The organism is Bacillus pumilus (genome assembly GCF_038738535.1).
Classification (GTDB): Bacteria; Bacillota; Bacilli; order Bacillales; family Bacillaceae; genus Bacillus.
The window spans coordinates 3,222,116-3,246,977 of the sequence record NZ_CP046128.1 but is presented as its reverse complement, the minus strand read 5'-3'; the positions used below and the strand labels follow the sequence as shown (position 1 = coordinate 3,246,977).

The 24,862-nt window shown below is 42.1% G+C and carries 27 protein-coding genes; 25 read left to right on the top strand and 2 right to left on the bottom strand.

Annotated elements, in window-relative coordinates; all coding sequences use genetic code 11:
- Nucleotides 1-104: 104 nt before the first annotated feature.
- The gene (gene rpoE / locus GKC25_RS16580) at nt 105-647 is read left to right on the top strand and encodes a DNA-directed RNA polymerase subunit delta (protein ID WP_034660308.1); all 543 of its coding nucleotides are present in this window, start codon (nt 105-107) and stop codon (nt 645-647) included.
- A gap of 238 nt (nt 648-885) precedes the next feature.
- Nucleotides 886-2,493, top strand: a complete 1,608-nt coding sequence (gene pyrG / locus GKC25_RS16575; RefSeq protein WP_003215143.1) for a glutamine hydrolyzing CTP synthase — start codon at nt 886-888, stop codon at nt 2,491-2,493.
- 40 nt (nt 2,494-2,533) lie between these two features.
- Here pyrG and GKC25_RS16570 read toward each other — a convergent pair whose 3' ends face one another.
- A complete protein-coding gene (locus GKC25_RS16570) occupies nt 2,534-3,064 on the bottom strand; it encodes a DUF2529 domain-containing protein (RefSeq protein ID WP_187704211.1) in 531 nt (176 codons plus the stop codon).
- A 180-nt stretch (nt 3,065-3,244) separates the two neighbouring features.
- Here GKC25_RS16570 and GKC25_RS16565 point away from each other — a divergent pair, with 180 nt between their 5' ends.
- The 10 genes from GKC25_RS16565 (at nt 3,245) to GKC25_RS16520 (ending at nt 13,642) form a co-directional block, all read left to right on the top strand.
- Nucleotides 3,245-3,619, top strand: coding sequence for a response regulator (locus GKC25_RS16565; RefSeq protein ID WP_003214681.1), 375 nt, complete (start codon nt 3,245-3,247; stop codon nt 3,617-3,619).
- Nucleotides 3,620-3,797: 178 nt separating this feature from the next.
- Nucleotides 3,798-4,655, top strand: coding sequence for a class II fructose-bisphosphate aldolase (locus GKC25_RS16560; RefSeq protein ID WP_034660304.1), 858 nt, complete (start codon nt 3,798-3,800; stop codon nt 4,653-4,655).
- A 112-nt stretch (nt 4,656-4,767) separates the two neighbouring features.
- Nucleotides 4,768-5,406 (top strand): fructose-6-phosphate aldolase, encoded by a 639-nt coding sequence (gene fsa, locus GKC25_RS16555; RefSeq protein ID WP_034660303.1) that lies wholly within the window; start codon nt 4,768-4,770, stop codon nt 5,404-5,406.
- A 247-nt stretch (nt 5,407-5,653) separates the two neighbouring features.
- On the top strand, nt 5,654-6,943 hold the full coding sequence (locus GKC25_RS16550; protein ID WP_034660302.1) for a UDP-N-acetylglucosamine 1-carboxyvinyltransferase: 1,290 nt from the start codon (nt 5,654-5,656) through the stop codon (nt 6,941-6,943).
- Nucleotides 6,944-6,975: 32 nt separating this feature from the next.
- Nucleotides 6,976-7,941 (top strand): class II fructose-bisphosphatase, encoded by a 966-nt coding sequence (gene glpX / locus GKC25_RS16545; protein WP_012011567.1) that lies wholly within the window; start codon nt 6,976-6,978, stop codon nt 7,939-7,941.
- Nucleotides 7,942-8,305: 364 nt separating this feature from the next.
- Nucleotides 8,306-9,589 (top strand): transcription termination factor Rho, encoded by a 1,284-nt coding sequence (gene rho / locus GKC25_RS16540; protein ID WP_003215202.1) that lies wholly within the window; start codon nt 8,306-8,308, stop codon nt 9,587-9,589.
- Between the two features lie 130 nt (nt 9,590-9,719).
- On the top strand, nt 9,720-9,920 hold the full coding sequence (gene rpmE / locus GKC25_RS16535) for a 50S ribosomal protein L31 (protein ID WP_003215407.1): 201 nt from the start codon (nt 9,720-9,722) through the stop codon (nt 9,918-9,920).
- An 87-nt stretch (nt 9,921-10,007) separates the two neighbouring features.
- A complete protein-coding gene (locus GKC25_RS16530) occupies nt 10,008-10,610 on the top strand; it encodes a thymidine kinase (protein WP_003214626.1) in 603 nt (200 codons plus the stop codon).
- Between the two features lie 279 nt (nt 10,611-10,889).
- Nucleotides 10,890-12,590, top strand: coding sequence for an oxaloacetate-decarboxylating malate dehydrogenase (malS, locus tag GKC25_RS16525; protein WP_106030613.1), 1,701 nt, complete (start codon nt 10,890-10,892; stop codon nt 12,588-12,590).
- Nucleotides 12,591-12,685: 95 nt separating this feature from the next.
- Entirely contained in the window at nt 12,686-13,642 is a 957-nt protein-coding gene (locus tag GKC25_RS16520; RefSeq protein WP_034666496.1) for an AEC family transporter, read from the top strand.
- 34 nt (nt 13,643-13,676) lie between these two features.
- Here the strand turns inward: GKC25_RS16520 and racA are convergent, their stop codons facing one another.
- The gene (gene racA, locus GKC25_RS16515) at nt 13,677-14,225 is read right to left on the bottom strand and encodes a chromosome-anchoring protein RacA (RefSeq protein ID WP_034660299.1); all 549 of its coding nucleotides are present in this window, start codon (nt 14,223-14,225) and stop codon (nt 13,677-13,679) included.
- A 210-nt stretch (nt 14,226-14,435) separates the two neighbouring features.
- Between racA and prfA the strand changes: the two genes are divergently transcribed.
- The 13 genes from prfA to GKC25_RS16450 all read left to right on the top strand — a co-directional run bounded on the left by prfA (nt 14,436) and on the right by GKC25_RS16450 (nt 24,857).
- On the top strand, nt 14,436-15,503 hold the full coding sequence (prfA, locus tag GKC25_RS16510; protein WP_034660298.1) for a peptide chain release factor 1: 1,068 nt from the start codon (nt 14,436-14,438) through the stop codon (nt 15,501-15,503).
- Complete coding sequence (gene prmC / locus GKC25_RS16505; protein ID WP_095285678.1) at nt 15,493-16,377, top strand: peptide chain release factor N(5)-glutamine methyltransferase; 885 nt, start codon at nt 15,493-15,495, stop codon at nt 16,375-16,377. Before prfA ends, prmC begins: the two co-directional genes overlap by 11 nt.
- A gap of 142 nt (nt 16,378-16,519) precedes the next feature.
- On the top strand, nt 16,520-16,999 hold the full coding sequence (locus GKC25_RS16500) for a hypothetical protein (protein WP_034660296.1): 480 nt from the start codon (nt 16,520-16,522) through the stop codon (nt 16,997-16,999).
- 118 nt (nt 17,000-17,117) lie between these two features.
- The gene (gene spoIIR / locus GKC25_RS16495; RefSeq protein WP_342689860.1) at nt 17,118-17,774 is read left to right on the top strand and encodes a stage II sporulation protein R; all 657 of its coding nucleotides are present in this window, start codon (nt 17,118-17,120) and stop codon (nt 17,772-17,774) included.
- Nucleotides 17,775-17,837: 63 nt separating this feature from the next.
- Nucleotides 17,838-18,281 carry a GNAT family N-acetyltransferase gene (locus GKC25_RS16490; protein ID WP_034660294.1) on the top strand — a complete coding sequence of 148 codons (444 nt, stop codon included), beginning with the start codon at nt 17,838-17,840 and terminating at the stop codon, nt 18,279-18,281.
- A 161-nt stretch (nt 18,282-18,442) separates the two neighbouring features.
- Nucleotides 18,443-19,495, top strand: a complete 1,053-nt coding sequence (locus tag GKC25_RS16485) for an L-threonylcarbamoyladenylate synthase (protein WP_080869558.1) — start codon at nt 18,443-18,445, stop codon at nt 19,493-19,495.
- Nucleotides 19,496-19,555: 60 nt separating this feature from the next.
- Complete coding sequence (locus GKC25_RS16480) at nt 19,556-20,110, top strand: manganese efflux pump MntP family protein (RefSeq protein ID WP_342689859.1); 555 nt, start codon at nt 19,556-19,558, stop codon at nt 20,108-20,110.
- A gap of 63 nt (nt 20,111-20,173) precedes the next feature.
- Complete coding sequence (locus tag GKC25_RS16475; protein WP_342689858.1) at nt 20,174-20,632, top strand: low molecular weight protein arginine phosphatase; 459 nt, start codon at nt 20,174-20,176, stop codon at nt 20,630-20,632.
- Nucleotides 20,633-20,772: 140 nt separating this feature from the next.
- Nucleotides 20,773-21,222, top strand: coding sequence for a ribose 5-phosphate isomerase B (gene rpiB / locus GKC25_RS16470; protein WP_187704210.1), 450 nt, complete (start codon nt 20,773-20,775; stop codon nt 21,220-21,222).
- A 12-nt stretch (nt 21,223-21,234) separates the two neighbouring features.
- The gene (locus tag GKC25_RS16465; protein WP_034660290.1) at nt 21,235-21,774 is read left to right on the top strand and encodes a TIGR01440 family protein; all 540 of its coding nucleotides are present in this window, start codon (nt 21,235-21,237) and stop codon (nt 21,772-21,774) included.
- A 177-nt stretch (nt 21,775-21,951) separates the two neighbouring features.
- On the top strand, nt 21,952-23,199 hold the full coding sequence (gene glyA / locus GKC25_RS16460; RefSeq protein WP_034660289.1) for a serine hydroxymethyltransferase: 1,248 nt from the start codon (nt 21,952-21,954) through the stop codon (nt 23,197-23,199).
- A gap of 148 nt (nt 23,200-23,347) precedes the next feature.
- Nucleotides 23,348-23,977, top strand: coding sequence for a uracil phosphoribosyltransferase (upp, locus tag GKC25_RS16455; protein WP_003214553.1), 630 nt, complete (start codon nt 23,348-23,350; stop codon nt 23,975-23,977).
- Nucleotides 23,978-24,473: 496 nt separating this feature from the next.
- Nucleotides 24,474-24,857, top strand: a complete 384-nt coding sequence (locus tag GKC25_RS16450) for an ATP synthase subunit I (RefSeq protein WP_024423731.1) — start codon at nt 24,474-24,476, stop codon at nt 24,855-24,857.
- Nucleotides 24,858-24,862: the final 5 nt, after the last annotated feature.

Sequence of the window (24,862 nt, the reverse complement as noted above, 5' to 3'; positions counted from 1 at the left end):
TGTTTATAATGAGAGGTATGGTTTGTCGTAAAAATAAGGGATAAACACTTATTATTTCACTGATAAATGGATACATACATGTAATAGAAAGGGAGTGTCTGACCTTGAGTTTGAAAGAATACTCACAGGAGCAGCTCAAGCACATGTCTTTAGTTGAACTTGCATATGAAATTTTCAGAGACAGCAAAACACCGATTACGTTTTCCGAGTTAATAGATGAAATGGTCCGTTTACAAGGGATACAAAAATCTGATCTTGATGATCGACTTGCTCAATTTTATACAGACTTAAATATAGATGGCCGCTTTATTTCGTTAGGTGATCAGAGATGGGGACTTCGCAGCTGGTATCCAGTTGATCAAATCGAAGAAGAAGTTCAGCCAGCTGTGAAAACAAAAGCGAAAAAGAAAAAAACAAAAGCAGCTGTCGTTGAAGAAGACTTCGATGAAATTGAAGAGGAAGAAGAAATCGAAGAGCTTGAAGAAGATCTTGATCTTGTTGAAGACGACGATGATCTCGACCTAGACGATGATGAGGAAATTGACGAAGATATAGAAGACTTCGACGAAGACGATGACGACGAAGATGATGACGGCTTAACAGAAATTGACGAAGACGATTTAGACGATAATAAGGAAGAAAAATAACCCTCACAAACCGGTCCTCAAAACAGGACAAAACCGTCTTGACTTTCGAGAGCGAACTATGTAGTATGTATTTTGGGCTCTCTAAAAAGAGTACGTAAAGATACGTTCATTTACGCTCCCTTTCATTTATTTGAAAGGGAGCTTTCTTATTTTTCAAGAGATTTAGGGATACACTCTAAAAAGGATGAAGCTGTGCATGTCTAGTCATGCAAGGGTAAAAAAGAGAGGAGCATACGAAATGACAAAGTATATTTTTGTAACAGGAGGAGTTGTTTCCTCACTTGGAAAAGGGATCACGGCTGCATCGTTAGGCCGCCTTCTGAAAAATAGAGGGATGGATGTCACCATTCAAAAATTCGATCCATATATCAACGTAGACCCAGGGACGATGAGTCCATATCAGCACGGTGAGGTCTTCGTCACAGATGACGGTGCTGAAACAGACCTTGACTTAGGTCACTACGAGCGCTTCATTGATATTAACTTAAATAAGTACAGCAACGTCACAACGGGTAAAATCTACTCTACTGTTCTGAAGAAAGAGCGCCGAGGCGACTATTTAGGCGGAACCGTACAGGTTATTCCTCATATTACAAATGAAATCAAAGATCGCGTGTACCGTGCCGGAAAAGAAACAGGTGCAGATGTGGTCATTACAGAAATCGGCGGAACAGTAGGAGACATCGAATCCCTTCCTTTCCTTGAAGCGATTCGTCAAATGAAGAGTGACATTGGCCGTGAAAACGTGATGTACATTCATTGTACCCTTGTTCCTTACATCCGAGCAGCAGGTGAACTGAAAACAAAACCAACACAGCATAGTGTAAAAGAACTCCGCAGCCTTGGTATCCAGCCAAACGTTATTGTGGTCAGAACTGAAATGCCAATGACCCAAGACATGAAGGACAAAATTGCGTTATTCTGTGATATTGATACAAAAGCTGTTATCGAATGTCAGGATGCAGACACGCTGTACTCTATTCCGCTTGATTTACAAAAACAAGGACTAGACAAGCTTGTATGTGAACATATGAAACTTGACTGCCAAGATGCAGACATGACGGAGTGGACAGCGCTAGTCGATAAAGTACAAAATCTCTCAAAACAAGTCACAATTGGTCTAGTAGGAAAATATGTTGAACTGCAAGATGCATACATTTCTGTCGTTGAATCACTTCGCCATGCTGGTTATGCATTTGATGCAGACGTTCAAATCAAATGGATCAATGCAGAAGAAGTGACAGCAGAAAATATGGCTGATTTCGCGCAAGATGTAGACGGCATCATCGTTCCTGGAGGCTTCGGAGACCGCGGAGTGGAAGGGAAAATCATTGCTACACAATATGCCCGTGAAAACAAAGTGCCATTCTTCGGAATCTGCTTAGGAATGCAAGTTGCGTCGATCGAATATGCGAGAAACGTACTAGGCCTTGAGGGAGCTCATTCAGCGGAAATTGATCCTGAAACAGCATTCCCAATCATTGACCTTCTCCCAGAACAGAAGGATGTAGATGATCTAGGCGGAACACTTCGTCTTGGTCTGTATCCATGTAAATTAAATGAAGACTCAAAAGCATTTGCTGCATACAATGACGAAGTGGTCTACGAACGCCACCGTCATCGCTATGAGTTTAATAATGAATTCAGACAGCAAATGGAAGCCGCAGGCTTTGTCTTCTCTGGTACAAGCCCAGACGGACGTCTTGTTGAAATTATCGAGCTGAAGGATCATCCTTGGTTCCTTGCTTCTCAGTTCCACCCAGAATTCGTCTCAAGACCGACAAGACCACAGCCATTATTTAGAGATTTCGTTGGTGCTTCACTGCAAGCATCTGAATCAAAATAAATCAAAAACTGCCGAGAATATGATCTTCTCGGCAGTTTTTTTATTCATATTCCTCAACGATTTCTTTCACAGTAAACGATAGAGCGTGGTAGACGTATAAGCATGTCATTAAAGCAGGATAACCGAACCTTGTTCCGTCATCAGCGGGCACAAGCGGTTTCTTGAGCTGAAAATCAATGTGGACATCACAATGCTCTTCAATCATGGACGGCTCCTTTTGTGCTGGACCGACACCAACAATGGGCGTACCTTGAGCGTGCAGCTCTTTTACAAGAGATTGAATCTCCTCGTCTTCTGGGTCTGAATAAAATAGCAGCACCCTGTCACTTGGATGAAGCAAGCTGCGCTCCGTTTGATCAAGCGGCAGTACTTTCGCACCTGGAAATGGCTCCTTGCTTTCAGTTGCCTCTAGGGCTACAGCAGCCAGTTCATTCTTTCCGTGAAAATAAACAGCATGTCCACTGACAACGGCTTGTGCAAGAAGGCGTGCACCATCCTCGATCGCTTCAGCCTGCTTTTCTCCAATACGTGAAAAAATACCTGATAACTGGGTCGTGAAAATTTTTAACAAGACTGATTTCCTCCTTCGGTCAGATCATTTTATAATAGAATATAAAGAGAATATTAGGAAAAATGCTCAGAAAATGTCGTAAAGTAAACTATTATAAATAAAGGAAATGTGAAAATCAAACAGAATTATTTAACAACAGCTCTTTTTATGGCGAAAAATGAAAGCAATGGGGTGTAACAGATGAATGAGAAAATTTTAATTGTCGATGATCAATACGGTATTAGAATATTATTGAATGAAGTGTTTCATAAAGAAGGCTATCAAACCTTCCAAGCAGCCAATGGACTTCAGGCGTTAGATATTGTGAAAAATCATAGACCAAACCTTGTCCTGCTTGATATGAAGATTCCCGGAATGGATGGTATTGAAATTTTAAAACGCATGAAATTAATTGATGAAGACATCCGTGTCATCATTATGACAGCCTATGGCGAATTAGACATGATCCAAGAATCAAAAGAACTCGGTGCATTGACTCACTTTGCGAAACCATTTGATATTGATGAAATCCGAGATGCTGTCAAAGAATACTTGCCGCTCGAAACAAATGGTTAGATGGAAATGATTGAATCGAGTCATTCTGTTGCCGATTTGTCGAATAATTGGTATCCTAGATAAGAAGAAGAAAGCGATCTGACTTTGAAAGTTTACATATGGCGAGAAATTCTGGTCATGCTAGGGTGGAGAGCTTTTTTTAGTAAGCAAATTAGCTACATAGGGAGGATTTTTCATCATGCCTTTAGTTTCAATGACAGAAATGTTGAAAGACGCAAAGGAAAAAGGTTACGCTGTTGGACAGTTTAACTTAAATAATTTAGAATTCACGCAAGCGATTTTACAAGCTGCTGAAGAAGAGAAATCTCCAGTTATCTTAGGAGTATCTGAAGGGGCAGGACGCTACATGGGCGGCTTCAAAACAGTTGTCGCAATGGTTAAAGCGTTAATCGAAGAATATAATGTAACAGTTCCTGTTGCGATTCATTTAGATCACGGTTCAAGCTTTGAATCTTGTGCAAAAGCAATCCATGCAGGATTTACTTCTGTCATGATCGACGCTTCTCACCACCCATTCGATGAGAACGTAGCAACAACTGCGAAAGTAGTTGAGCTTGCACATTTCCATGGTGTATCTGTAGAAGCTGAGCTTGGGACTGTTGGCGGACAAGAAGACGACGTCATCGCTGAGGGCGTTATTTATGCTGATCCAAAAGAATGCCAAGAGCTTGTAGAACGCACTGGCATTGACTGCCTTGCACCTGCACTAGGTTCAGTTCATGGTCCATACAAAGGTGAACCAAACCTTGGTTTCGCTGAAATGGAAGAAATTGGTAAAATGACAGGCCTTCCACTTGTTCTTCATGGCGGAACAGGTATCCCAACTGCTGACATCAAGCGTTCAATTTCACTTGGTACAGCAAAAATAAATGTAAACACTGAAAACCAAATTGCTTCTGCGAAAGCAGTACGCGAAACACTTGCTGCAAAAACAGAAGAGTATGATCCACGTAAATATCTTGGACCAGCTCGTGACGCAATTAAAGCGACTGTTATCGGCAAAATGCGCGAATTTGGTTCTTCTAACCAAGCATAATTTGATGAGAACCGAAAGCCGCCTGAGTCACAGGCGGTTTTCTCCATATCTTGAGAAAGCGCAATCAAAATTTACATTTCAGACAATTTATTGATAGGAGAGTGGCACGGTTATGTTATTTTTCGTAGATACAGCGAATATCGCAGACATCAAAGAGGCGCACGAGCTTGGCATTTTAGCAGGCGTCACAACAAACCCTAGTTTAGTAGCGAAAGAAAAGGACGTATCATTCCACGACCGTCTTCGCGAAATCACTGACGTCGTATCAGGTTCTGTCAGTGCAGAAGTGATTTCCCTTAAAGCAGAGGAAATGATTGAAGAAGGAAAAGAGCTTGCTGCCATCGCACCAAATATCACGGTCAAAGTACCGATGACAACAGATGGCCTTAAAGCTGTCAAAGCGTTAACAGACCTTGGTATTAAAACAAACGTCACTTTGATTTTTAGTGCAAACCAGGCATTGCTTGCAGCTAGAGCTGGTGCAACGTATGTCTCTCCATTCCTCGGCCGCTTAGATGACATTGGCCAAAATGGTCTCGATCTCATCAGCGAAGTGAAAACCATTTTTGATGTTCACGGATTAGATACACAAATCATTGCTGCATCCATTCGTCACCCGCAGCACGTGACAGAAGCTGCGCTTAGAGGTGCTCATATCGGCACAATGCCGCTGAAAGTCATCAAGCAGCTGACAAAACACCCGTTAACGGATGCAGGCATTGAGCAATTTTTAGCAGACTGGAATAAATAAGTGATTGTGGCAGGCGGGATTGTCTCCCGTTTGCCGCAGTTTTCCTTAAAAACGCTAAGAAATGTTTTGTGCAAAGAAGAGAACATCACAGCCTCGCAAAGCTTCGATTATTTTTCTTCCGACAAATTTCGTTTAACCTGTATTCTTTCTCTTGATATTGGCTAAATTTTGGACAAGACCTTTTAAAGCGCGACATCCACAAACAGTATAACTCCAACAGTGATCTTCTTTAAGAAGGGAGACAAATATGGAAAAGTTAAACATTGCCGGCGGTGACCCTTTGCGCGGGACCGTACATATTAGTGGTGCGAAAAATAGTGCAGTGGCACTGATTCCTGCCACGATTCTCGCTGATTCTCCAGTAACCATTGAGGGCCTTCCGCATATTTCAGATATTGACACATTACGAGATCTGTTAGAAGAGATTGGCGGAAAGGTTACGTTTGAAAAAGGTGAAATGATCGTCAATCCTTCTTCCATGATCAGTATGCCGCTTCCTAATGGAAAGGTGAAGAAACTGCGTGCATCCTATTATTTAATGGGAGCCATGCTCGGCAGGTTCAAGCAGGCTGTCATCGGACTGCCAGGAGGATGTCACTTAGGACCTAGGCCGATCGATCAGCATATCAAAGGCTTTGAAGCACTTGGTGCCGAGGTGACAAACGAGCAGGGTGCGATTTATTTGCGCGCTGAAAAATTAGTCGGAGCTCGTATTTACCTTGATGTTGTCAGTGTAGGTGCGACCATCAATATCATGCTGGCAGCCGTACTGGCTGAAGGAAAAACGGTGATTGAAAATGCCGCAAAAGAACCCGAAATTATTGATGTAGCGACACTGCTTGCAAGCATGGGAGCCAAAATCAAAGGTGCGGGTACTGATGTGATTCGAATCGAAGGTGTAGAATCTCTTCATGGCTGTAAGCATTCCATCATCCCTGACCGCATAGAAGCAGGCACATTTTTAATTGCTGGTGCTGCGATGGGAGATGAAGTTGTTCTTGATAATGTGATCCCAACTCATTTAGAATCAATTACGGCGAAACTTAGAGAAATGGGGTTCACCATTGAAACGAGCAACGATCAGATGCTGATCGTTGGCAGAAACGAAGGACTCAAGCCTGTCGATATCAAAACCCTTGTGTATCCGGGCTTTCCGACTGACCTTCAGCAGCCGATGACGGCGCTCTTAACAAAGGCGAAAGGCACGAGTGTGGTCACAGATACGATCTACTCAGCCCGCTTTAAACACATTGACGAATTGCGTCGAATGGGTGCAAACATGAAGGTCGAAGGTAGATCTGCCATTATAACTGGGCAAACGCAGCTTCAAGGAGCAAAGGTCAAAGCAAGTGACCTTCGTGCAGGTGCTTGTCTCGTCGTTGCAGGGTTAATGGCAGACGGTGTGACCGAAATCACAGGGCTTGAACATATAGACAGAGGATATAGTTTGCTTGAGAAGAAGCTTGAAGGCTTGGGTGCAACCATCTGGCGTGAAAAGCTGAATGACCAAGAAATAGAAGAACTTCAAAATTCGTAAGGCTTTGACTGTGAGAGGAGATTTGGACAAAAATGGAAAGAAGTTTATCGATGGAACTAGTACGGGTGACAGAAGCAGCCGCATTAAAATCTGCCCGTTGGATGGGAAGAGGATTAAAAGACGAAGCAGATGATGCTGCAACAAGTGCAATGCGTGATGTATTTGATACCATTCCGATGAAAGGAACAGTGGTCATTGGCGAGGGAGAAATGGACGAAGCACCAATGCTTTATATTGGGGAAAAGCTTGGGAACGGATACGGACCCCGCGTGGATGTTGCTGTTGATCCGTTAGAAGGAACAAATATTGTGGCAAGCGGCGGCTGGAATGCCTTAGCTGTTATTGCGGTTGCAGATCATGGCAACCTGCTGAATGCACCTGATATGTACATGGATAAGATCGCAGTAGGTCCAGAAGCGGTAGGCTGCATCGACATCGAAGCGCCTGTCATTGATAATCTTCGCGCTGTGGCAAAAGCAAAAAACAAAGATATTGAAGATGTCGTTGCAACGATTTTAAACAGAGATCGACATGAGAAAATTATTGCTGAACTGAGAGAAGCAGGAGCAAGAATTAAACTGATCGATGATGGTGACGTTGCAGGAGCTATTAATACAGCATTTGATCACACAGGTGTTGATATTCTATTTGGTTCAGGCGGAGCGCCAGAAGGTGTCCTTTCTGCTGTTGCGTTAAAGGCACTTGGTGGTGAAATCCACGGAAAGCTTCTTCCTCAAAGTGAAGAAGAACTAAGACGCTGTGAGAAAATGGGGCTGGATGTTGGCAAAGTCCTAAGAATGGAAGACCTTGTAAAAGGTGATGATGCCATTTTTGCAGCGACTGGTGTAACAGACGGCGAGCTATTAAAAGGTGTTCAATTCAAAGGCTCTGTTGGAACAACACATAGTGTTGTTATGCGTGCGAAATCGGGTACAGTTCGTTTCGTAGACGGCAGACACAGCTTAAAGAAAAAACCGAATCTTGTCATTCGTCCGTAATCTGAAAGCGGGTATTCATTACCCGCTTTTCATATAGGTGTCAAATGTATATCATTTTCTTTTTAAAGTTGAATATTCTCTGCAAATGAGGTAAAACTAAAGAGTGCTGCGAAATTTTCTGCGAATTTACTTCTTTTAAGCTTCAACAAGTTTAAAACTGCCGCATCATGACGATATACTCATTATCCTTCTCTATGTTGACAAAGCTCAATTTCACATTGTTCCTATCTTTTAAGATAAAACGAGTGGGAGCGTTACCATGAGAGCGAGGTCATTCCAACAAAAACGGAATTAAAAGCTAATCAAATACATTGGTCATGCATTTGTAATGAAATACATTGACTAGAAAAGTGTGGTGTCCATATTGAAAGATGTTTCGATTTCATCTTTGGAAAATATGAAATTAAAAGAGCTGTATGAGTTAGCAAAAAAATACAAAATCTCTTATTACAGCAAACTAACAAAAAAAGAATTAATTTTTGCCATCTTAAAGGCGAACGCTGAGCAAGAGGATCTCTTATTTATGGAAGGGGTTCTTGAAATTATTCAGTCTGAGGGATTTGGTTTCTTAAGACCAATTAACTACTCTCCAAGTTCTGAAGACATTTATATTTCAGCTTCACAAATCAGACGCTTTGATTTACGAAACGGAGATAAGGTGTCTGGAAAGGTACGACCTCCAAAAGAGAATGAACGCTACTATGGCCTCCTTCATGTAGAAGCGGTAAATGGGGACGACCCAGAATCAGCTAAGGAACGTGTTCACTTTCCTGCACTCACGCCGCTATTCCCTGATCGTCAAATGATTCTTGAAACACAGCCTAATCACCTGTCTACTAGAATTATGGATATGATGGCGCCAGTTGGATTTGGGCAGCGTGGTTTAATTGTTGCACCGCCTAAGGCTGGGAAAACCATTTTGCTCAAAGAAATTGCCAACAGCATTTCTGAAAATCACCCAGAGTCAGAGCTGATTGTCCTTTTGATTGACGAACGCCCGGAGGAAGTAACAGATATCGAACGTTCTGTTGCAGGGGATGTTGTTAGTTCAACCTTTGACGAAGTACCGGAAAACCACATTAAAGTAGCAGAGCTTGTATTAGAGCGTGCCATGCGTCTTGTTGAACATAAGAAAGATGTCATCATCTTAATGGACAGCATCACAAGGCTTGCTCGTGCATACAACCTTGTCATCCCGCCAAGCGGCCGAACGCTTTCCGGCGGTATTGATCCAGCGGCTTTCCACCGTCCAAAACGCTTCTTTGGTGCTGCGCGTAACATTGAAGAAGGAGGAAGCTTGACGATTTTAGCCACTGCGCTTGTGGATACGGGATCACGTATGGATGATGTGATTTATGAGGAGTTTAAGGGAACGGGGAACATGGAGCTTCATTTGGACCGATCTCTTGCAGAAAGAAGAATTTTCCCAGCGATCGACATTCGTCGTTCTGGTACGAGAAAAGAAGAACTGCTTGTACCAAAAGAGCATCTTGACCGTCTATGGGCGATGAGAAAATCAATGTCAGATACACCTGACTTTGCTGAGAAGTTCATGCGCAAAATGAGAAAAACAAAGACAAACCAAGAATTTTTCGATATTTTAACGCAAGAATGGAAACAAGCGAACATGTCTGCATCAAGAAGATAGCTTGTTGAAAAAATAAATTTGCAATCATAGACTCACACTGTTATAATTTCATCATGTGCGTTTCAGAATTTATTCTGAGATATTAACTCTGTTTCCGAATTGGATTCAGGGCGGAAGGAGATGACAGTAGATGAAAACAGGAATTCATCCTAACTACAAAAAAGCTACAGTCAAATGCGCTTGTGGAAATGAGTTTGAAACTGGATCAGTAAAAGAAGAGGTACGCATCGAGATTTGCTCTGAGTGCCATCCTTTCTATACAGGCCGTCAAAAATTCGCTTCTGCTGATGGACGTGTTGACCGCTTTAACAAAAAATACGGTCTTAAGTAATAATAGATACAATAAACAGGCAGGAATCCGTTCTTGCCTGTTTTTTTACGTGGATTGATGGAACTTTAAAACGGGGGAGAAGACCTTATGTATGTGATGAAACAAAGCGGTTGGCTTGAAGTCATCTGCGGAAGTATGTTTTCTGGAAAGTCGGAAGAATTGATTCGGAGAGCCAAAAGAGCCACCTTTGCCAAACAAGAAGTAAAAATATTCAAACCAGCGATTGATAACCGATATAGTACAAGCTCAGTTGTCTCACATAACGGTTCATCAGTCGATGGGATTGCAGTAGCCTCACCAAAAGACATAATAACGCACATATCAGAAAGAACCGATGTCATTGGCATTGATGAGGTGCAATTTTTTGATGAGACAATCATTGACATTGTCACTCAATTGGCTGATAAAGGTTACCGAGTCATTGTTGCAGGCCTTGATCAAGATTTCAGAGGAGAGCCATTTGGTGTTGTTCCGCATTTAATGGCATGTGCAGAGCTTGTAACAAAACTTCAAGCAGTTTGTTCGGTATGCGGCTCCCCAGCGAGTAGAACACAACGCTTGATCGACGGTAAACCCGCATCCTATGATGATCCCATTATTTTAGTAGGTGCGCAGGAATCATACGAAGCACGATGCAGACATCACCATGAAGTACCAAGACTTGACGTTGGTACAACACTTGACAATTAAAAAAATAGCAAATGCCGCTGTGTTTCGTTTTTCGAGATTTTGGCTGAACACCCATCATTTGTACTTAAATAAATTAAATAACGCTACGAAAAAATTATCTAATTTTCAACGCTTGCGTTTTAGCATAAGCAGGCATAAAATGACTAACTGTAGTGTAAAGCATTTTAACGAAAAGTTCGATTTCTTGTCATAATTTTTTTGATTAAGGATTTTTCTCCTTAATCGTTCTTTAAATTAATAGTTCACTTTATTTATATTTTAGAAAGAGGGTAGTTTTTGATGAACAACGTGAAGAAAACAAAAGAAGGGTACCTCGAAACCACTTTGACAGGTAAAGATGTATTATCGATTCCAACGTTGAACAAAGGCGTTGCTTTCTCTGAAGAAGAAAGACAAGAGCTTGGTCTAGAAGGCTTACTTCCTCCAACTGTTCTCACTTTAGAACAACAAGCGGAGAGAGCGTACAAGCAATTTCTGGCACAGCCAGATCGTCTTCGTCAAAACGTATACTTAAGTGATTTGCAAAACCGTAACGAAGTATTGTTCTATAAGCTTCTAACAGACAAGCTTCGTGAAATGCTTCCTGTTGTGTACACACCAACTGTTGGTGAAGCGATTCAAGAATACAGCCATGAATACAGAAGACCTCATGGTGTCTATCTTTCAATCGACAACATTGACGGCATTGAGAAAGCATTTGAAAACTTACATGCAACAGCAGGAGATATTGACCTTATCGTTGCAACTGACTCTGAGAGCATTCTTGGAATTGGTGACTGGGGTGTTGGTGGTATCAACATCGCAATCGGTAAATTAGCTGTTTACACGGCTGCAGCAGGTATTGATCCAAGCCGCGTGATTCCAGTCGTATTAGATGTTGGCACAAACAATGAAAAATTATTGAATGATCCATTATACATCGGAAACCATCACAAACGTGTACAAGGTGAAAAATACGAAGAATTCATTGATGCTTATGTAAAAGCAGCGCTTAAATTCTTCCCGAAAGCCTTACTTCACTGGGAAGACCTTGGAAACAAAAATGCGCGTAACATCATGAAAAAATACAATGATAACATCTTAACGTTCAATGATGATATTCAAGGTACTGGTGCCATTACTTTAGCGGGTGTTCTTGCAGCTGTCAAGAAAACTGGTACTCAATTGAAAGATCACCGTGTTGTCATTTTCGGAGCTGGATCAGCTGGTATCGGAATCGCAGATCAAGTTCGTGACGCAATGGTCCTTGAAGGTCTAACGGAAGAAGAAGCAAACAATGCATTCTGGACATTAGACTACAGAGGTTTGCTAACAGATCAATTTGAAGATGAAGTGCTTGATTTCCAAAAACCATACCTTCGTTCTTCTGCTGAAGTAGAAGGCTGGGCACGCGATGAAAAAGGACAAATCTCATTTGCTGAAACTGTTCGCCAAGCGAAGCCAACAATCCTTATCGGTACATCAGGTCAAGGCGGTGCATTCACTGAACAAATCATTAAAGAAATGGCAGCTCATACAGAGCGTCCAGTGATCATGCCAATGTCTAATCCAACACCACTTGCTGAAGCAGTGCCAGAGGATCTATTCAAATGGACAGACGGCCGTGCACTGATTGCGACAGGAAGCCCGTTCGAAAACGTTGAGTATAACGGAATCGAATATGAAATCGGACAATCAAACAATGCGTTCGTTTTCCCTGGACTTGGTCTTGGTTCGATCGTAACAGAATCAAAAATCATCACAAAAGCCATGTTCGTCGCTTCTGCGAATGCAATTGCTGAAATGGTTGATCATGAGAAACCAGGTGCTGGTCTACTGCCAAGCATTGATAAATTGCAAGAAGTGTCAATCCATGTGGCTGTTGAAGTAGCGAAAGCAGCTATTGAAGATGGTGTCGCAAGAAAAACGCCTGACAACATCGAACAAGCTGTGAAAGATGCAATGTGGATTCCTGAATATAAAAAAATTGTAAGAGCATAATAAAAAGTGTAACGCGGCATTGTTTCGAGTAATCTAAGCAATGCCGCAATAAATAAAATAAGAGACATGTAAAAGATTCAAGGAGGAATAGTAAGATGGACTTTTTAAATATTTTGATCCTCCTAGCACCGATTTTTTTCGTTATCGCGCTGGGTTGGTTCGCAGGGAACTTCGGCAGCTATGACGCTAAATCTGCAAAAGGTGTAAGTACACTTGTTACAAAGTATGCTTTGCCAGCGCACTTTATCGCCAGCATTCTGTCAACACCAAAAGATAAATTCTATAGTCAAATTCCATTTTTCATTGCATTGATTTTCGGAATCGTTGGTTTTTATATCATTATCCTTTTAGTTACGAAATTTGCTTTTAAATATGATTTAACAGATTCATCTGTTTTCTCGTTAAACTCAGCACAACCGACCTTTGCATTTATGGGGATTCCGGTCTTGGGCAGTTTATTTGGGGCTCAAGAAGTTGCAATTCCGATTGCTATTACCGGAATAGTTGTAAATGCATTGCTTGATCCAATTGCCATTATTGTGTCAACTGTCGGTGAAAAAACAAAAGGAAAAGCCAAAGACGGCGAAAGTTTCCTAAAAATGACAACAAAAGCGATTTTGCACGGTTTATCAGAGCCGCTTGCACTTGCACCGCTAGCAAGTATCATTCTTGTACTTTTAGGATTTAAACTTCCTGAAATCGGACATGAAATGTTAGAGGAAATCGGAAGTGTGACATCAGGGGTTGCACTATTCGCAGTCGGTGTCACTGTAGGTATTCGAAAAATTAAACTGAGCTTACCAGCATTTAGTATTGCACTATTAAAAGTAGCTGTACAACCGCTTCTTATGTATCTTATCGCCATTCTTATGGGCCTTTCGGCGGATGAAATTACAAAAGCTGTATTGCTTGTTGCCTTCCCAGGTTCAGCTGTTGCAGCGATGATCGCCACACGATTTGAGAAACAAGAGGCAGAAACTGCATCCGCATTTGTGATCAGTGCCATCATGTCACTCATTACATTACCGATCATTATTGCGCTTACCGTATAATATAGTAGAAGGCTGCCTCTTGAGGCAGCCTTTCTTAGCGAAATGAATGAAACAGAGGGAAGAGCACACGCTTTTTTTTGATGTCAGGGTGCGTGATTTCCTTTTTTTCTTCTATTTGAGAGGGTTGTTTTAATCTTTCGGTAAGAAGCTCAAGTTTAGTGGTCAGATCTTCAATTTCTCTCCGGTGCTGGAGCAGCTGGTATGATACACCTTCATCCGCTTTTTTAGCCAGTTTCCGTTCGAGTTCTTGCAGTCGTTTTTCTACATCAGTGCTGCGCAATTGCTGCTGAATGAGCTGATTCACTTGCTTTTCTAATGCTTCAATCCGCTTTGTGGAGGCATCTGATTCTACAGCAGGTGATAACTGTTGAACGGTTTCTGTGTGGATTGGCAGTCGAATGTCTTGAAGAATCACACCCTCACTCATTTGGTGTTTGACTTCTTTGAGCAGCTGTACAATATCTTCATGAAATTCATAATGTCCAAGTTCATTCCGGGCGACAGGGATGTTGAGCTGTTTGACCCAACGCTGAATCGTTTTTGAAGAAACGCCAATTTCTTTTGCAACCTCATTTGTATTCAAACCAAATGCCCTCCCTTTTTTCAATTATAAGTACCATTCTCTTCAAGGAGGAACTGTTCCTTCACGTTAGACAAAACAAGTAACCAATCGCCAAAGATCGTGTTTTCTAGCGAAAAATTGCAGAAAATCAATTGTTTTGGAAATTTTTTTGACTGTCATACCCCGCTATACTATAATTAGACTGTTACGCACAAAACAGAGGTGAAGACCATGTTAGACCGTTTAAAATCAATTGAAGAACGCTATGAAAAGCTAAATGAATATTTAAGTGACCCTGAAGTGGTGAATGACCCTAAGAAGCTTCGTGAATATTCGAAGGAACAATCTGATATTCAAGAAACTGTTGAGGTATATAGACAATATCGTGCGGCATACGACCAGTTGAGCGAAGCGAAAGCAATGCTGGAAGAGAAGCTGGATGCCGAGATGCGCGACATGGTCAAAGAAGAAATTTCAGAGCTCACAGAGGAAACGGAACGTTTAGAAGACGAGCTGAAAATCTTGCTGATCCCGAAAGATCCAAATGACAACAAAAACGTTATTGTGGAGGTTCGTGGTGCAGCGGGAGGAGAAGAGGCCGCGCTTTTTGCTGGAAATCTTTACCGTATGTACAGCCGTTATGCTGAAATGCAAGGCTGGAAAACGGAAGTGATGGAAGCGAGCGTGACTGGAACTGGCGGTTATAAAGAGATTATCTTTATGATCAGCGGGAAAGGCGCATACTCCAAACTAAAGTTTGAAAACGGCGCACACCGCGTGCAGCGTGTTCCGGAAACAGAATCAGGCGGACGGATTCATACATCAACAGCGACAGTTGCTGTCTTGCCTGAGGCTGAAGAAGTTGAAATTGATATCCATGAAAAAGACATCCGTGTAGATACTTTCACATCAAGCGGACCTGGCGGACAAAGTGTCAATACGACCATGTCTGCTGTTCGATTAACTCACCTTCCAACAGGTGTGGTTGTATCCTGTCAGGATGAGAAGTCGCAAATCAAAAACAAAGAAAAAGCCATGAAAGTGTTACGTGCGAGAATTTATGATAAATTCCAGCGTGAAGCACAGGCTGAATATGATCAAACGCGTAAATCTGCTGTTGGAACAGGGGATCGTTCAGAGCGTATCCGTACGTACAATTTCCCGCAAAACCGTGTAACGGACCACCGCATCGGATTGACGATTCAAAAGCTTGATCAAATTTTAGAAGGAAAACTTGACGAGGTCATAGATGCATTAATTATGGAAGACCAAGCAAGAAAGCTTCAAAATGCAAAATAATCAGCGAACCATCTTTGAAGCCCTTAAATGGGCTTCTTCTTTGTTAACGGAAGCCGGTAGAGACCAAAACGCAGCAGAGCTCCTTTTGATGCATGTAATGGGCCTAAGCAGAAGTGAACTTCTTGCACGTTTTCATGATCTGCTGCCAGAGGAGCAAGATCGGTTGTTCAGCGAGTTTGTCACGCAGCATAAGAAAGGCGTGCCTGTTCAGCATCTAACGGGTATTGAATTCTTTTACGGCCGTCCCTTCGAGGTGAACAAACATGTTCTCATTCCTCGTCCTGAAACGGAAGAGGTCGTTTTGGCGGCGCTGAATCTGGTGAGTGACGTCTTCCCGCACGATCAGCCGCTCAAAGCAGTGGACGTTGGCACAGGAAGCGGGGCAATTGCGATTACGCTGGCTCTTGAAAAAGAAACATTATCTGTCACAGCAACGGATATTTCTCATGAAGCACTTGCCGTAGCAAAGCGGAATCAACAAGCGCTTGGTGCAGACGTTGATTTTTTACAAGGAGATTTACTTGAACCAGTCATGGATCAAGGCATCAAAGTGGATCTGTTTATTTCCAATCCACCTTATATTGCAGCAGAAGAAATGGACAGTTTGTCAGAGGTGGTTACAAAGCATGAGCCAGTGAATGCGCTGACAGATGGACGTGATGGTCTGTGGTTTTACAAGCGTCTCATTCGTGATCTTCACTGTGTACTTCATGAGCAGGCGGTCGTTGTCTTTGAAATTGGACATACGCAAGGGCAAGATGTAAAAGCACATCTCTTGCAGTCATTTCCCGCGGCAGATGTCCGCATCGTCAAGGACATAAACGGGAAAGACCGAGCTGTTTGCGCACACATTCAAAACGGAAAGTCCGGCTGAAAAAAGTCGGACTATTTTATTATGTAAAGATGAAACTTATGGTAAAAGAGAAACGTATATATAGAAGAATGAACATTCTGATCATGATTTTTTTACATAAATTTGTTTTGAAGGAGCGAATGGTGTGAACAGAAGGTATGCGATGGTGTTGGTCATCGTCAGTGTACTATTGATTGTGAGTGCTTGTGGTAAACCGAGCTTTAAAAAAGAAGCAGCAGCATTTGGAGAAAGCTATAAAAAAGCACAATACACAGTGAATCGAACAGATGACCTAACTGACATGAAGGAGAAGCTGAAGTTTTATTTAACTGAGCATGAATATCAAGAATATACACAAGACAGCATGTTCCCGAGCGTGTTAGAAGCAGCAAAGGATCAAGATTGTCAAATTAAGCTGAAGAAAATTACGTTTACGCCTTCAGATGAAAGCGATGACAGAATTGAATTTGACTATGAAATGATGATTCAATTTATTGATCAAAAAGGAAAGGTTAAAAAAGAAATCAAGAAAAAAGGAGCAATGACTGTCATCAAAACAGAATCAGGGTTAAAAATCAGCCGAGATTGGGATGGGAGACTGTACCCTTCCGATTACCAATCCTCACTTCAAAGCCGTTCTTAATGAGACGGCTTTTTTGATTTGACTTATAATCTATTAAAAAAATCATTTTGTCTGTTTATGAGATGGGTTTCCTGGACACAATGTTTGTAGCGAAGAGAAAAAGTGGGGGGAACACATCATGTTTAAAAGTAAAATGATGATTTGTCTTTATATGTTTCTATTATTATGCGGTGCTTTTGCAAACCTTGGAAGGGAGGAGACAGCGGCTGCTTCTGCAAATCAGCCTGTTGTAATACCAGACGAAGCGATCCGTTTACGCATTTTAGCAAATAGTGATCGTTCAGCGGATCAGGATGTGAAAAGAAGCATTCGTGACGAGGTCAATGCCAATATGACAGAGTGGGTTAAAGACCTCACATCCATTGAAGAAGCAAGACGTGTAATTCGGACCAAGCTGCCAGAAATCAATCGTATTGCCAAAGCGAAATTGAAGGAACAGCACATTGATCAATCCGTCTCAGTCAGCTTTCAAAAAGCCTCATTTCCAACAAAGCTATATGGGAATTTCGTCTATCCTGCAGGGGAATATGAAGCCATTTTAATTACACTTGGAGAAGGGGATGGAGCCAATTGGTGGTGTGTGTTATTCCCGCCGCTCTGCTTTATCGATTTTTCAAATGGAGAAGCCATCGCATCGCCAGAGGGGGATGAGGATAACCAAGTGACAGCGCAGCAAACAGATGAGTCTGTTAATGAAGTGGTGAAAGAAGAGAAAGAAGAGTCCGGTGAAGTGAAATTCTTTTTATTCGAATGGGTCTCTAGTCTTTTCTCCTAAAAAAGGTATAAATCTGTTTTTGCCTCATAGAGTTGAAGTAAGAGATCAAAAAGAGGTGAAAGCATGTATTATCAATTAAGAATAGCCACAGAAGAAGATGCCCCAGCGATCAATGCTTTTCTTGAAAAGGGACAAGCGAAAGGCGGCGTCACGCTTGCAGAGCGTACGACATTTGTTGTCATGGAAGATGCGGACGGTCAGCTGGCGGGGTGTTTAGGTCTTGAACAGCTTAGTGAACAAGAGGGCTTGCTGCGGTCCCTTGTCATATCAGATAAACTAGGTCAGGGACACATCGTGTCTTTGTTCCAAAGTGTTCAAACGCTCGGAGGAAAAATAGGTGTGGATACTTTTTATGTCGTCGCAAACCACTCCTCCTCACATGACTTTTTGGCATTGATGGGCTTCACGCCATTAGAGGACATTCCAGAAAGCATGTGGGTATCTGCACATGCAAAAGAGATATTGGCGAAAGAACAAGCTGTGGTTCTTCATAAAAAAGGAAGTTAATCACAACATACTGGACTTATACACATACTTATCCACTGTTAAACAAGCGTTATCCACAAATTGTGGACAACGCTTGTTTTATTGATCATCATCTTTTATACTTTCAAAAGGATAATTGAGATATATCAACAGTTTTATCTTTTTTAAAAGGAGTTTGTATGATGTTAAATACAAAAAGGTGGTCTGTGGATTTAGAAAAGAGTTTATCCACATACTATCCACAAATTGAACAGGCAGCTGTGTTATTGCAGCAAAACGAAGTGGTCGCTTTTCCGACTGAGACTGTTTACGGACTAGGGGCAAATGCGAAAGAGACAGAAGCTGTCATGAAAATATATGAAGCGAAAGGGCGTCCAAGTGATAATCCATTGATTGTCCACATTGCGGAGGTTCAGCAGCTTCACGAATTTGCGCAAATAGAAAGTGAAAAAGCAAAGGCGCTGATGGAAGCCTTTTGGCCGGGCGCTTTAACCATTGTTCTTCCATGTAAGCCGGGTGCTTTATCAAAGCAGGTCACAGCAGGTTTATCCACGGTCGGTGTGAGAATGCCTGACCATCCGATTGCGCTTGAGCTCATCCGAGCAGCTGGTCTGCCGATTGCCGCACCAAGTGCCAACCGTTCAGGGAAACCTTCACCGACACAAGCTGACCATGTAGCGAGTGATCTCGATGGAAGAATCGCTGGAATTGTCGATGGCGGTTCAACTGGAATTGGCGTTGAGTCAACGGTTGTATCCTGTGTCGACGAGATTCCAGTGATCTTAAGGCCTGGCGGGATTACAAAAGAAGCTTTAGAAGAGGTAGTTGGAACGGTCAGTATCGACCCGGGGCTGACAAAAAAGGACGAAGCGCCTGTATCGCCAGGAATGAAATACACACACTATGCACCTGAAGCTCAAATGTATCTTTTTTCTGGAAGTGATGAAGAGATGCAGCATCACATTCAAACATACCAGGCAGAAGGTCTAAAAGTGGGCGTGCTGACAACAGAAGAAAAGAAATCGTTGTTTGCGGCAGATGTTGTTTTCAGCTGTGGATGGAGAGGGAAACCTGAAACGATTGCGGCAAACTTATATCGTGTACTGAGACAATTTGATGAGACAGATGTAGATGTCATTATTTCAGAAGCCTTTTCAGAGCAGGGAGTGGGTTCAGCGATCATGAACCGTCTGCAAAAAGCGGCAGGAGGGCGTACCCTCTCTTCATTCAAATAGTTCTAACCCTTCTTGGACAAACATAGGTTAAAGGAGAATGCGTGTCCAAGGGGGATTTACATGTACGAACTAGCTGGCGAATTGCTGACGCTCAGCATCATGGCTTTTGCACTGGGAATGGATGCTTTTTCGGTTGGACTTGGCATGGGGATGGTTCAGCTGAGGTTCCGCCAGATCATTTATATTGGACTTGTCATTGGGATATTTCATATGTTTATGCCGCTTTTTGGTATGCTGACAGGTCAGCTCCTATCAGGCTGGCTCGGTCTCCTTGCCACCTATATCGGCGGGGCGCTGCTTTTGGTGCTCGGGCTGCAAATGATCGTTGCGTCTATTCGCAAAGAGGATAAACCATTTATCGCACCTGTTGGGGCTGGTCTCGTTCTTTTTGCAACAAGTGTCAGCTTAGACAGTTTTTCCGTTGGTTTAAGTCTCGGAATTTACGGTTCTCACGTGTGGATGACCATTTTATTGTTTGGTATTTTTAGTATGATCCTCACATGGCTTGGATTATTACTCGGTAAACAGGTTCGATCATGGGTTGGATCATATAGCGGGGCGCTTGGCGGAATCATTTTACTAGCCTTTGGTATCAAATTATTATTTCCGCTCTAGTCAGTCTCCTTACATAACATGTAGAATGAAATGCTATATAATAGAAGAAAAGGAGGGCGAAAGATGAAAATCTTATTTGTTTGTACGGGAAATACATGCAGAAGTCCGATGGCTCAAGCCCTTTTTGCTTCAATTGCACATGATAAAGGTTTAGAGGTCACTGTTAAATCAGCGGGCATTTTTGCCTCAGATGCTGGGAAGGCTTCTCCTCAAGCGGTCGAAGCATTATTTGAGAAAAGCATTCCACTGAATCACTCTTCTTCAAAACTGACAGAGGATCTTCTGCGAGAAGCAGATTACGTCTTCACCATGACCATGCAGCATAAACAGTTGATTGTGGAGCAATATGCGCATGCAAAAGACAAGATCTTCACTCTAAAGGAATTTGCGACAGGAACAGAAGGCGATGTATCCGATCCGTTTGGAGGAAGTCTGTCTGTTTATCAGGAAACACGTGATGAACTTGAAGCATTGCTCTATCAACTGGCTGAGAGATTGAAAAAAGATCAGACATGCTCATAATGGACAACCTGTAAAACCGTTGCGTCAACGGTTTTTCTGCTTTTGTTTGCAAATGACTAGGCAGAGGTTAAAATATAACTATAAATAAAGAATAAATGTAAGGCATGACAGATCAACTCACCCTTAGGAGGAATTGCCCGATGAAAGTAGCCATTGCATCCGATCACGGCGGAACGAATATTCGTGAAGAAATCAAACAACTGATGGATGAATTGAAGATTGAATACATTGATATGGGTTGTGAATGTGGATCAGGTTCTGTAGACTACCCAGATTATGCTTTTCCTGTAGCTAACATGGTGGCAAACGGAGAAGTCGACCGCGGCATTTTAATTTGCGGGACAGGCATCGGTATGAGCATCTCAGCAAACAAAGTGAAAGGAATTCGCTGTGCGCTGGTGCATGATACATTTAGTGCGAAAGCGACTAGAGAACATAATGATACAAACGTCCTTGCGATGGGAGAGCGAGTCATTGGCCCTGGATTAGCACGTGAGATTGCGCACATTTGGCTGACAACAGAATTTACGGCAGGACGACATGCTGTACGGATTGGTAAGATCGCTGATTACGAAGAAAAGCACCTATAAGGAGCGCTTAACATGAACATTGGTCAAGATTGGCTTGAAATGTTAAAAGAGTTTCATCAAATGGTCGAACTGCGTGCTGGGCAAATCTTAGTGATCGGCTGCAGTACATCAGAAGTGGCTGGTGAGCATATTGGGACAGCAGGAAGTGAGCAAATAGCTGCGTCTATCTATCAAGAATTGGATCAGCTAAGACGAGAGACTGGCATTGAGCTCGCTTTCCAGTGCTGTGAGCATCTGAATCGTGCTCTTGTTGTGGAAGAAGAAGTGGCTTTCCGGCTTAACCTAGAGATTGTAGCGGCAGTACCTGTCCGAAAGGCGGGTGGTTCGATGGCGGCTCATGCGTATCAGCACATGGAACATCCTGTGTTAGTTGAATCCATCAAGGCGCATGCTGGAATCGATATCGGTGATACATTAATTGGGATGCATCTAAAGAGAGTCGCTGTACCTGTTCGCCTCAGTCGTCATCAATTAGGACATGCACATGTGACTTTTGCGAAAACGCGTCCGAAGCTGATTGGCGGAGAACGAGCGGTTTATACAAGATCATAGCTTAGACATATTTCTAATATAATGTTGAATGATGAAGACGCTTCACCGCTTGAATATTCGGTTTTTCGTAAAAAAAGAAGTCGATTTCCCAAAAAAACTTTTACATTTCACTCAAAAACCGTGTACAATGAGATGGTGAAAACATCGAATGGAAATAGATTGGAGAGGATTTCGCTGATGAAACATTTACCTGAGCAAGACGCACAAGTATTCAAGGCAATTCAACTAGAGCGGAAACGCCAGCAGGACAAAATCGAATTAATTGCATCAGAAAACTTTGTAAGCGAAGCAGTCATGGAAGCACAGGGCTCTGTATTAACAAACAAATATGCAGAGGGCTACCCTGGTAAACGCTACTATGGCGGCTGTGAACATGTAGACGTTGTAGAAGATATCGCACGTGACCGCGCAAAAGAAATTTTTGGCGCTGAGTATGTGAACGTACAGCCTCACTCAGGTGCTCAAGCGAATATGGCCGTATACTTTACCATTCTTGAGCATGGCGATACAGTGCTAGGCATGAACTTATCACATGGCGGGCATTTAACGCATGGAAGCCCTGTCAACTTTAGTGGTGTACAGTACAACTTTGTAGAATATGGTGTCGATAAAGAAACGCAGCATATCGACTACCAAGATGTACTTGAAAAAGCACGTGAACATAAGCCAAAGCTAATTGTAGCGGGTGCAAGTGCATACCCACGTCAAATTGATTTCAAAAAGTTCCGTGAGATTGCGGATGAAGTCGGTGCTTACTTTATGGTCGACATGGCTCACATTGCGGGTCTTGTTGCAGTAGGTCTTCATCCAAATCCAGTTCCTTATGCAGATTTTGTGACAACGACAACTCACAAAACATTGCGTGGACCTCGCGGCGGAATGATCCTATGCCGTGAAGAGTTTGGTAAAAAGATCGACAAATCGATCTTCCCTGGTATTCAAGGTGGACCACTGATGCATGTCATCTCTGCAAAAGCTGTTTCTTTCGGTGAAGTATTGAACGGAGATTTCAAAACTTATGCACAAAACGTTATTGATAATGCAAAGCAGCTAGCTGAAACTCTGTTATCTGAAAATATTCAGCTTGTATCTGGTGGAACGGATAACCATCTTGTTCTCATCGACTTGCGTTCTCTTGGCATCACAGGAAAAATTGCAGAAAATGTTCTTGATGAAATCGGTATTACAGTGAACAAAAATGCGATTCCTTATGATCCAGAAAAACCTTTTGTCACAAGTGGTGTACGTGTTGGTACAGCAGCAGTGACAAGCCGCGGTTTCGATCAAGAGGCGATGAAAGAAGTCGGTTCCATTATTGCGCTTGCTCTAAAACATCATGAAGATGAAGCGAAATTAGAAGAAGCGAAAAAGCGTGTATCTGATCTAACTGCCCGCTTCCCTCTATATAACGAATTAGATTATTAAAAAGCAGACCCATTTGCCTATTATTGGCATGTGGGTTTTTTTTTGTAGGATTTGCGAATCATATTGAAAGATGACGTCTTTTTATGTAGAATTGTAGGAAGTGTGCAAAGTTCACCGGAAGATGACAGAAAAGGAGTTGTAGCAAGCAATGGCAAAGGTTTATGTATTTGATCACCCGCTTATTCAGCACAAACTTACATATATTCGTGACGTTCATACAGGAACAAAAGAATTTAGAGAGCTAGTGGATGAAGTCGCAACATTAATGGCATTTGAAATCACAAGAGACTTACCGCTTGAAGAGGTGGATGTAGAAACACCTGTACAAGTAGCGAAATCAAACGTGATCTCTGGGAAGAAACTCGGTGTTGTGCCAATTTTAAGAGCAGGTCTTGGAATGGTGGACGGGATTTTGAAACTCATTCCAGCTGCTAAAGTGGGACATGTCGGTTTATACCGTGATCCGAAAACATTAAAGCCTGTTGAATATTATGTGAAGCTTCCATCTGATGTGGAAGAGCGTGAATTTATCGTAGTAGATCCAATGCTTGCAACTGGCGGTTCAGCAGTCGAAGCATTGAACAGCTTGAAAAAACGCGGGGCGAAAAACATTCGCTTCATGTGTCTGATTGCTGCCCCTGAAGGTGTAGAAGAAATGCAAAAGCATCATCCTGACGTTGATATCTACATTGCAGCATTAGATGAGAAATTGAACGAAAAAGGCTACATTATCCCAGGTCTTGGTGATGCTGGTGACCGCATGTATGGAACGAAATAACATGTTTTAATAAAAGCCCACATGCAAACGTGCATGTGGGCTTTTTGAAATATATGACAAACGGTTGATATCGTTCTTAGAAAAATCAATGTATACTGAACATTAGCTGTTTTTTTGAATGAATGTCACGTGTCTCCTAAAGTTTGATGAAATTGTGAACATTTTGTGTGCTCTATCACTATAGAAAAGTTTTTTAACTTTCAACGGATTGACACATCATAGACGCTATTGTATGCTAAACGAGGGTATTATGGTAAGGTTTTCATAGCCTATAGCACTCTACTAATCCTCATTGTGAACCCTTTAATTATCAGGGTTTGTATCAGCGAATGAAGCAGCATCCCATAGATCTTTAGATTTCAAGTCTGATTGTGCAATTAGACCGATGGGTGATTGATTTTTTTCGAACAGGACTGCTTATCATAAGCGTCTTCTACGCAGTTTTCATCACCATTTATCACCTTTTTTACAATATTTTTCATCGGGAGTCAGATGAATGAACGATCCAAACGCGATTTTCCGCAGACAGAGTAAATATATGTTCTATCTATTGGCAATTTTTGTGTTTGGCTATGCCATGCCTGGTTTTAAACCACTGTTTCTTGGTTTCATTATCGGCACAATTTTTGCTTTCTTTAATTTATTCCTACTTATACGGAGAATGCACGCTTTTGATCGAGCGGTTAAAAAAGGAAAATCCATTCGTTCAATGGGAAGTACAGCCAGGTGGGCCAACGCAATTCTCGCAGTAGCGATTGCTTGGCGTTACCCTAATGAAGTTCATCTGGCAGGTGTTGTTATAGGATTAATGACAATATATCCTGTCATTATGATAGATTCCTTCATTCAACTTAAACGTTCTACTATGGAAGAGAGGTGAATACT

Bases quoted from the DNA above. Each gene is read 5' to 3' on its own strand.
- pyrG (WP_003215143.1), top strand. From the start codon at position 886: ATGACAAAGTATATTTTTGTAACAGGAGGAGTTGTTTCCTCACTTGGA.
- GKC25_RS16565 (WP_003214681.1), top strand. From the start codon at position 3,245: ATGAATGAGAAAATTTTAATTGTCGATGATCAATACGGTATTAGAATA.
- GKC25_RS16560 (WP_034660304.1), top strand. From the start codon at position 3,798: ATGCCTTTAGTTTCAATGACAGAAATGTTGAAAGACGCAAAGGAAAAA.
- fsa (WP_034660303.1), top strand. From the start codon at position 4,768: ATGTTATTTTTCGTAGATACAGCGAATATCGCAGACATCAAAGAGGCG.
- GKC25_RS16550 (WP_034660302.1), top strand. From the start codon at position 5,654: ATGGAAAAGTTAAACATTGCCGGCGGTGACCCTTTGCGCGGGACCGTA.
- glpX (WP_012011567.1), top strand. From the start codon at position 6,976: ATGGAAAGAAGTTTATCGATGGAACTAGTACGGGTGACAGAAGCAGCC.
- rpmE (WP_003215407.1), top strand. From the start codon at position 9,720: ATGAAAACAGGAATTCATCCTAACTACAAAAAAGCTACAGTCAAATGC.
- GKC25_RS16530 (WP_003214626.1), top strand. From the start codon at position 10,008: ATGTATGTGATGAAACAAAGCGGTTGGCTTGAAGTCATCTGCGGAAGT.
- malS (WP_106030613.1), top strand. From the start codon at position 10,890: ATGAACAACGTGAAGAAAACAAAAGAAGGGTACCTCGAAACCACTTTG.
- GKC25_RS16520 (WP_034666496.1), top strand. From the start codon at position 12,686: ATGGACTTTTTAAATATTTTGATCCTCCTAGCACCGATTTTTTTCGTT.
- prfA (WP_034660298.1), top strand. From the start codon at position 14,436: ATGTTAGACCGTTTAAAATCAATTGAAGAACGCTATGAAAAGCTAAAT.
- prmC (WP_095285678.1), top strand. From the start codon at position 15,493: ATGCAAAATAATCAGCGAACCATCTTTGAAGCCCTTAAATGGGCTTCT.
- GKC25_RS16500 (WP_034660296.1), top strand. From the start codon at position 16,520: ATGGTGTTGGTCATCGTCAGTGTACTATTGATTGTGAGTGCTTGTGGT.
- spoIIR (WP_342689860.1), top strand. From the start codon at position 17,118: ATGTTTAAAAGTAAAATGATGATTTGTCTTTATATGTTTCTATTATTA.
- GKC25_RS16490 (WP_034660294.1), top strand. From the start codon at position 17,838: ATGTATTATCAATTAAGAATAGCCACAGAAGAAGATGCCCCAGCGATC.
- GKC25_RS16485 (WP_080869558.1), top strand. From the start codon at position 18,443: ATGTTAAATACAAAAAGGTGGTCTGTGGATTTAGAAAAGAGTTTATCC.
- GKC25_RS16480 (WP_342689859.1), top strand. From the start codon at position 19,556: ATGTACGAACTAGCTGGCGAATTGCTGACGCTCAGCATCATGGCTTTT.
- GKC25_RS16475 (WP_342689858.1), top strand. From the start codon at position 20,174: ATGAAAATCTTATTTGTTTGTACGGGAAATACATGCAGAAGTCCGATG.
- rpiB (WP_187704210.1), top strand. From the start codon at position 20,773: ATGAAAGTAGCCATTGCATCCGATCACGGCGGAACGAATATTCGTGAA.
- GKC25_RS16465 (WP_034660290.1), top strand. From the start codon at position 21,235: ATGAACATTGGTCAAGATTGGCTTGAAATGTTAAAAGAGTTTCATCAA.
- glyA (WP_034660289.1), top strand. From the start codon at position 21,952: ATGAAACATTTACCTGAGCAAGACGCACAAGTATTCAAGGCAATTCAA.
- upp (WP_003214553.1), top strand. From the start codon at position 23,348: ATGGCAAAGGTTTATGTATTTGATCACCCGCTTATTCAGCACAAACTT.
- GKC25_RS16450 (WP_024423731.1), top strand. From the start codon at position 24,474: ATGAACGATCCAAACGCGATTTTCCGCAGACAGAGTAAATATATGTTC.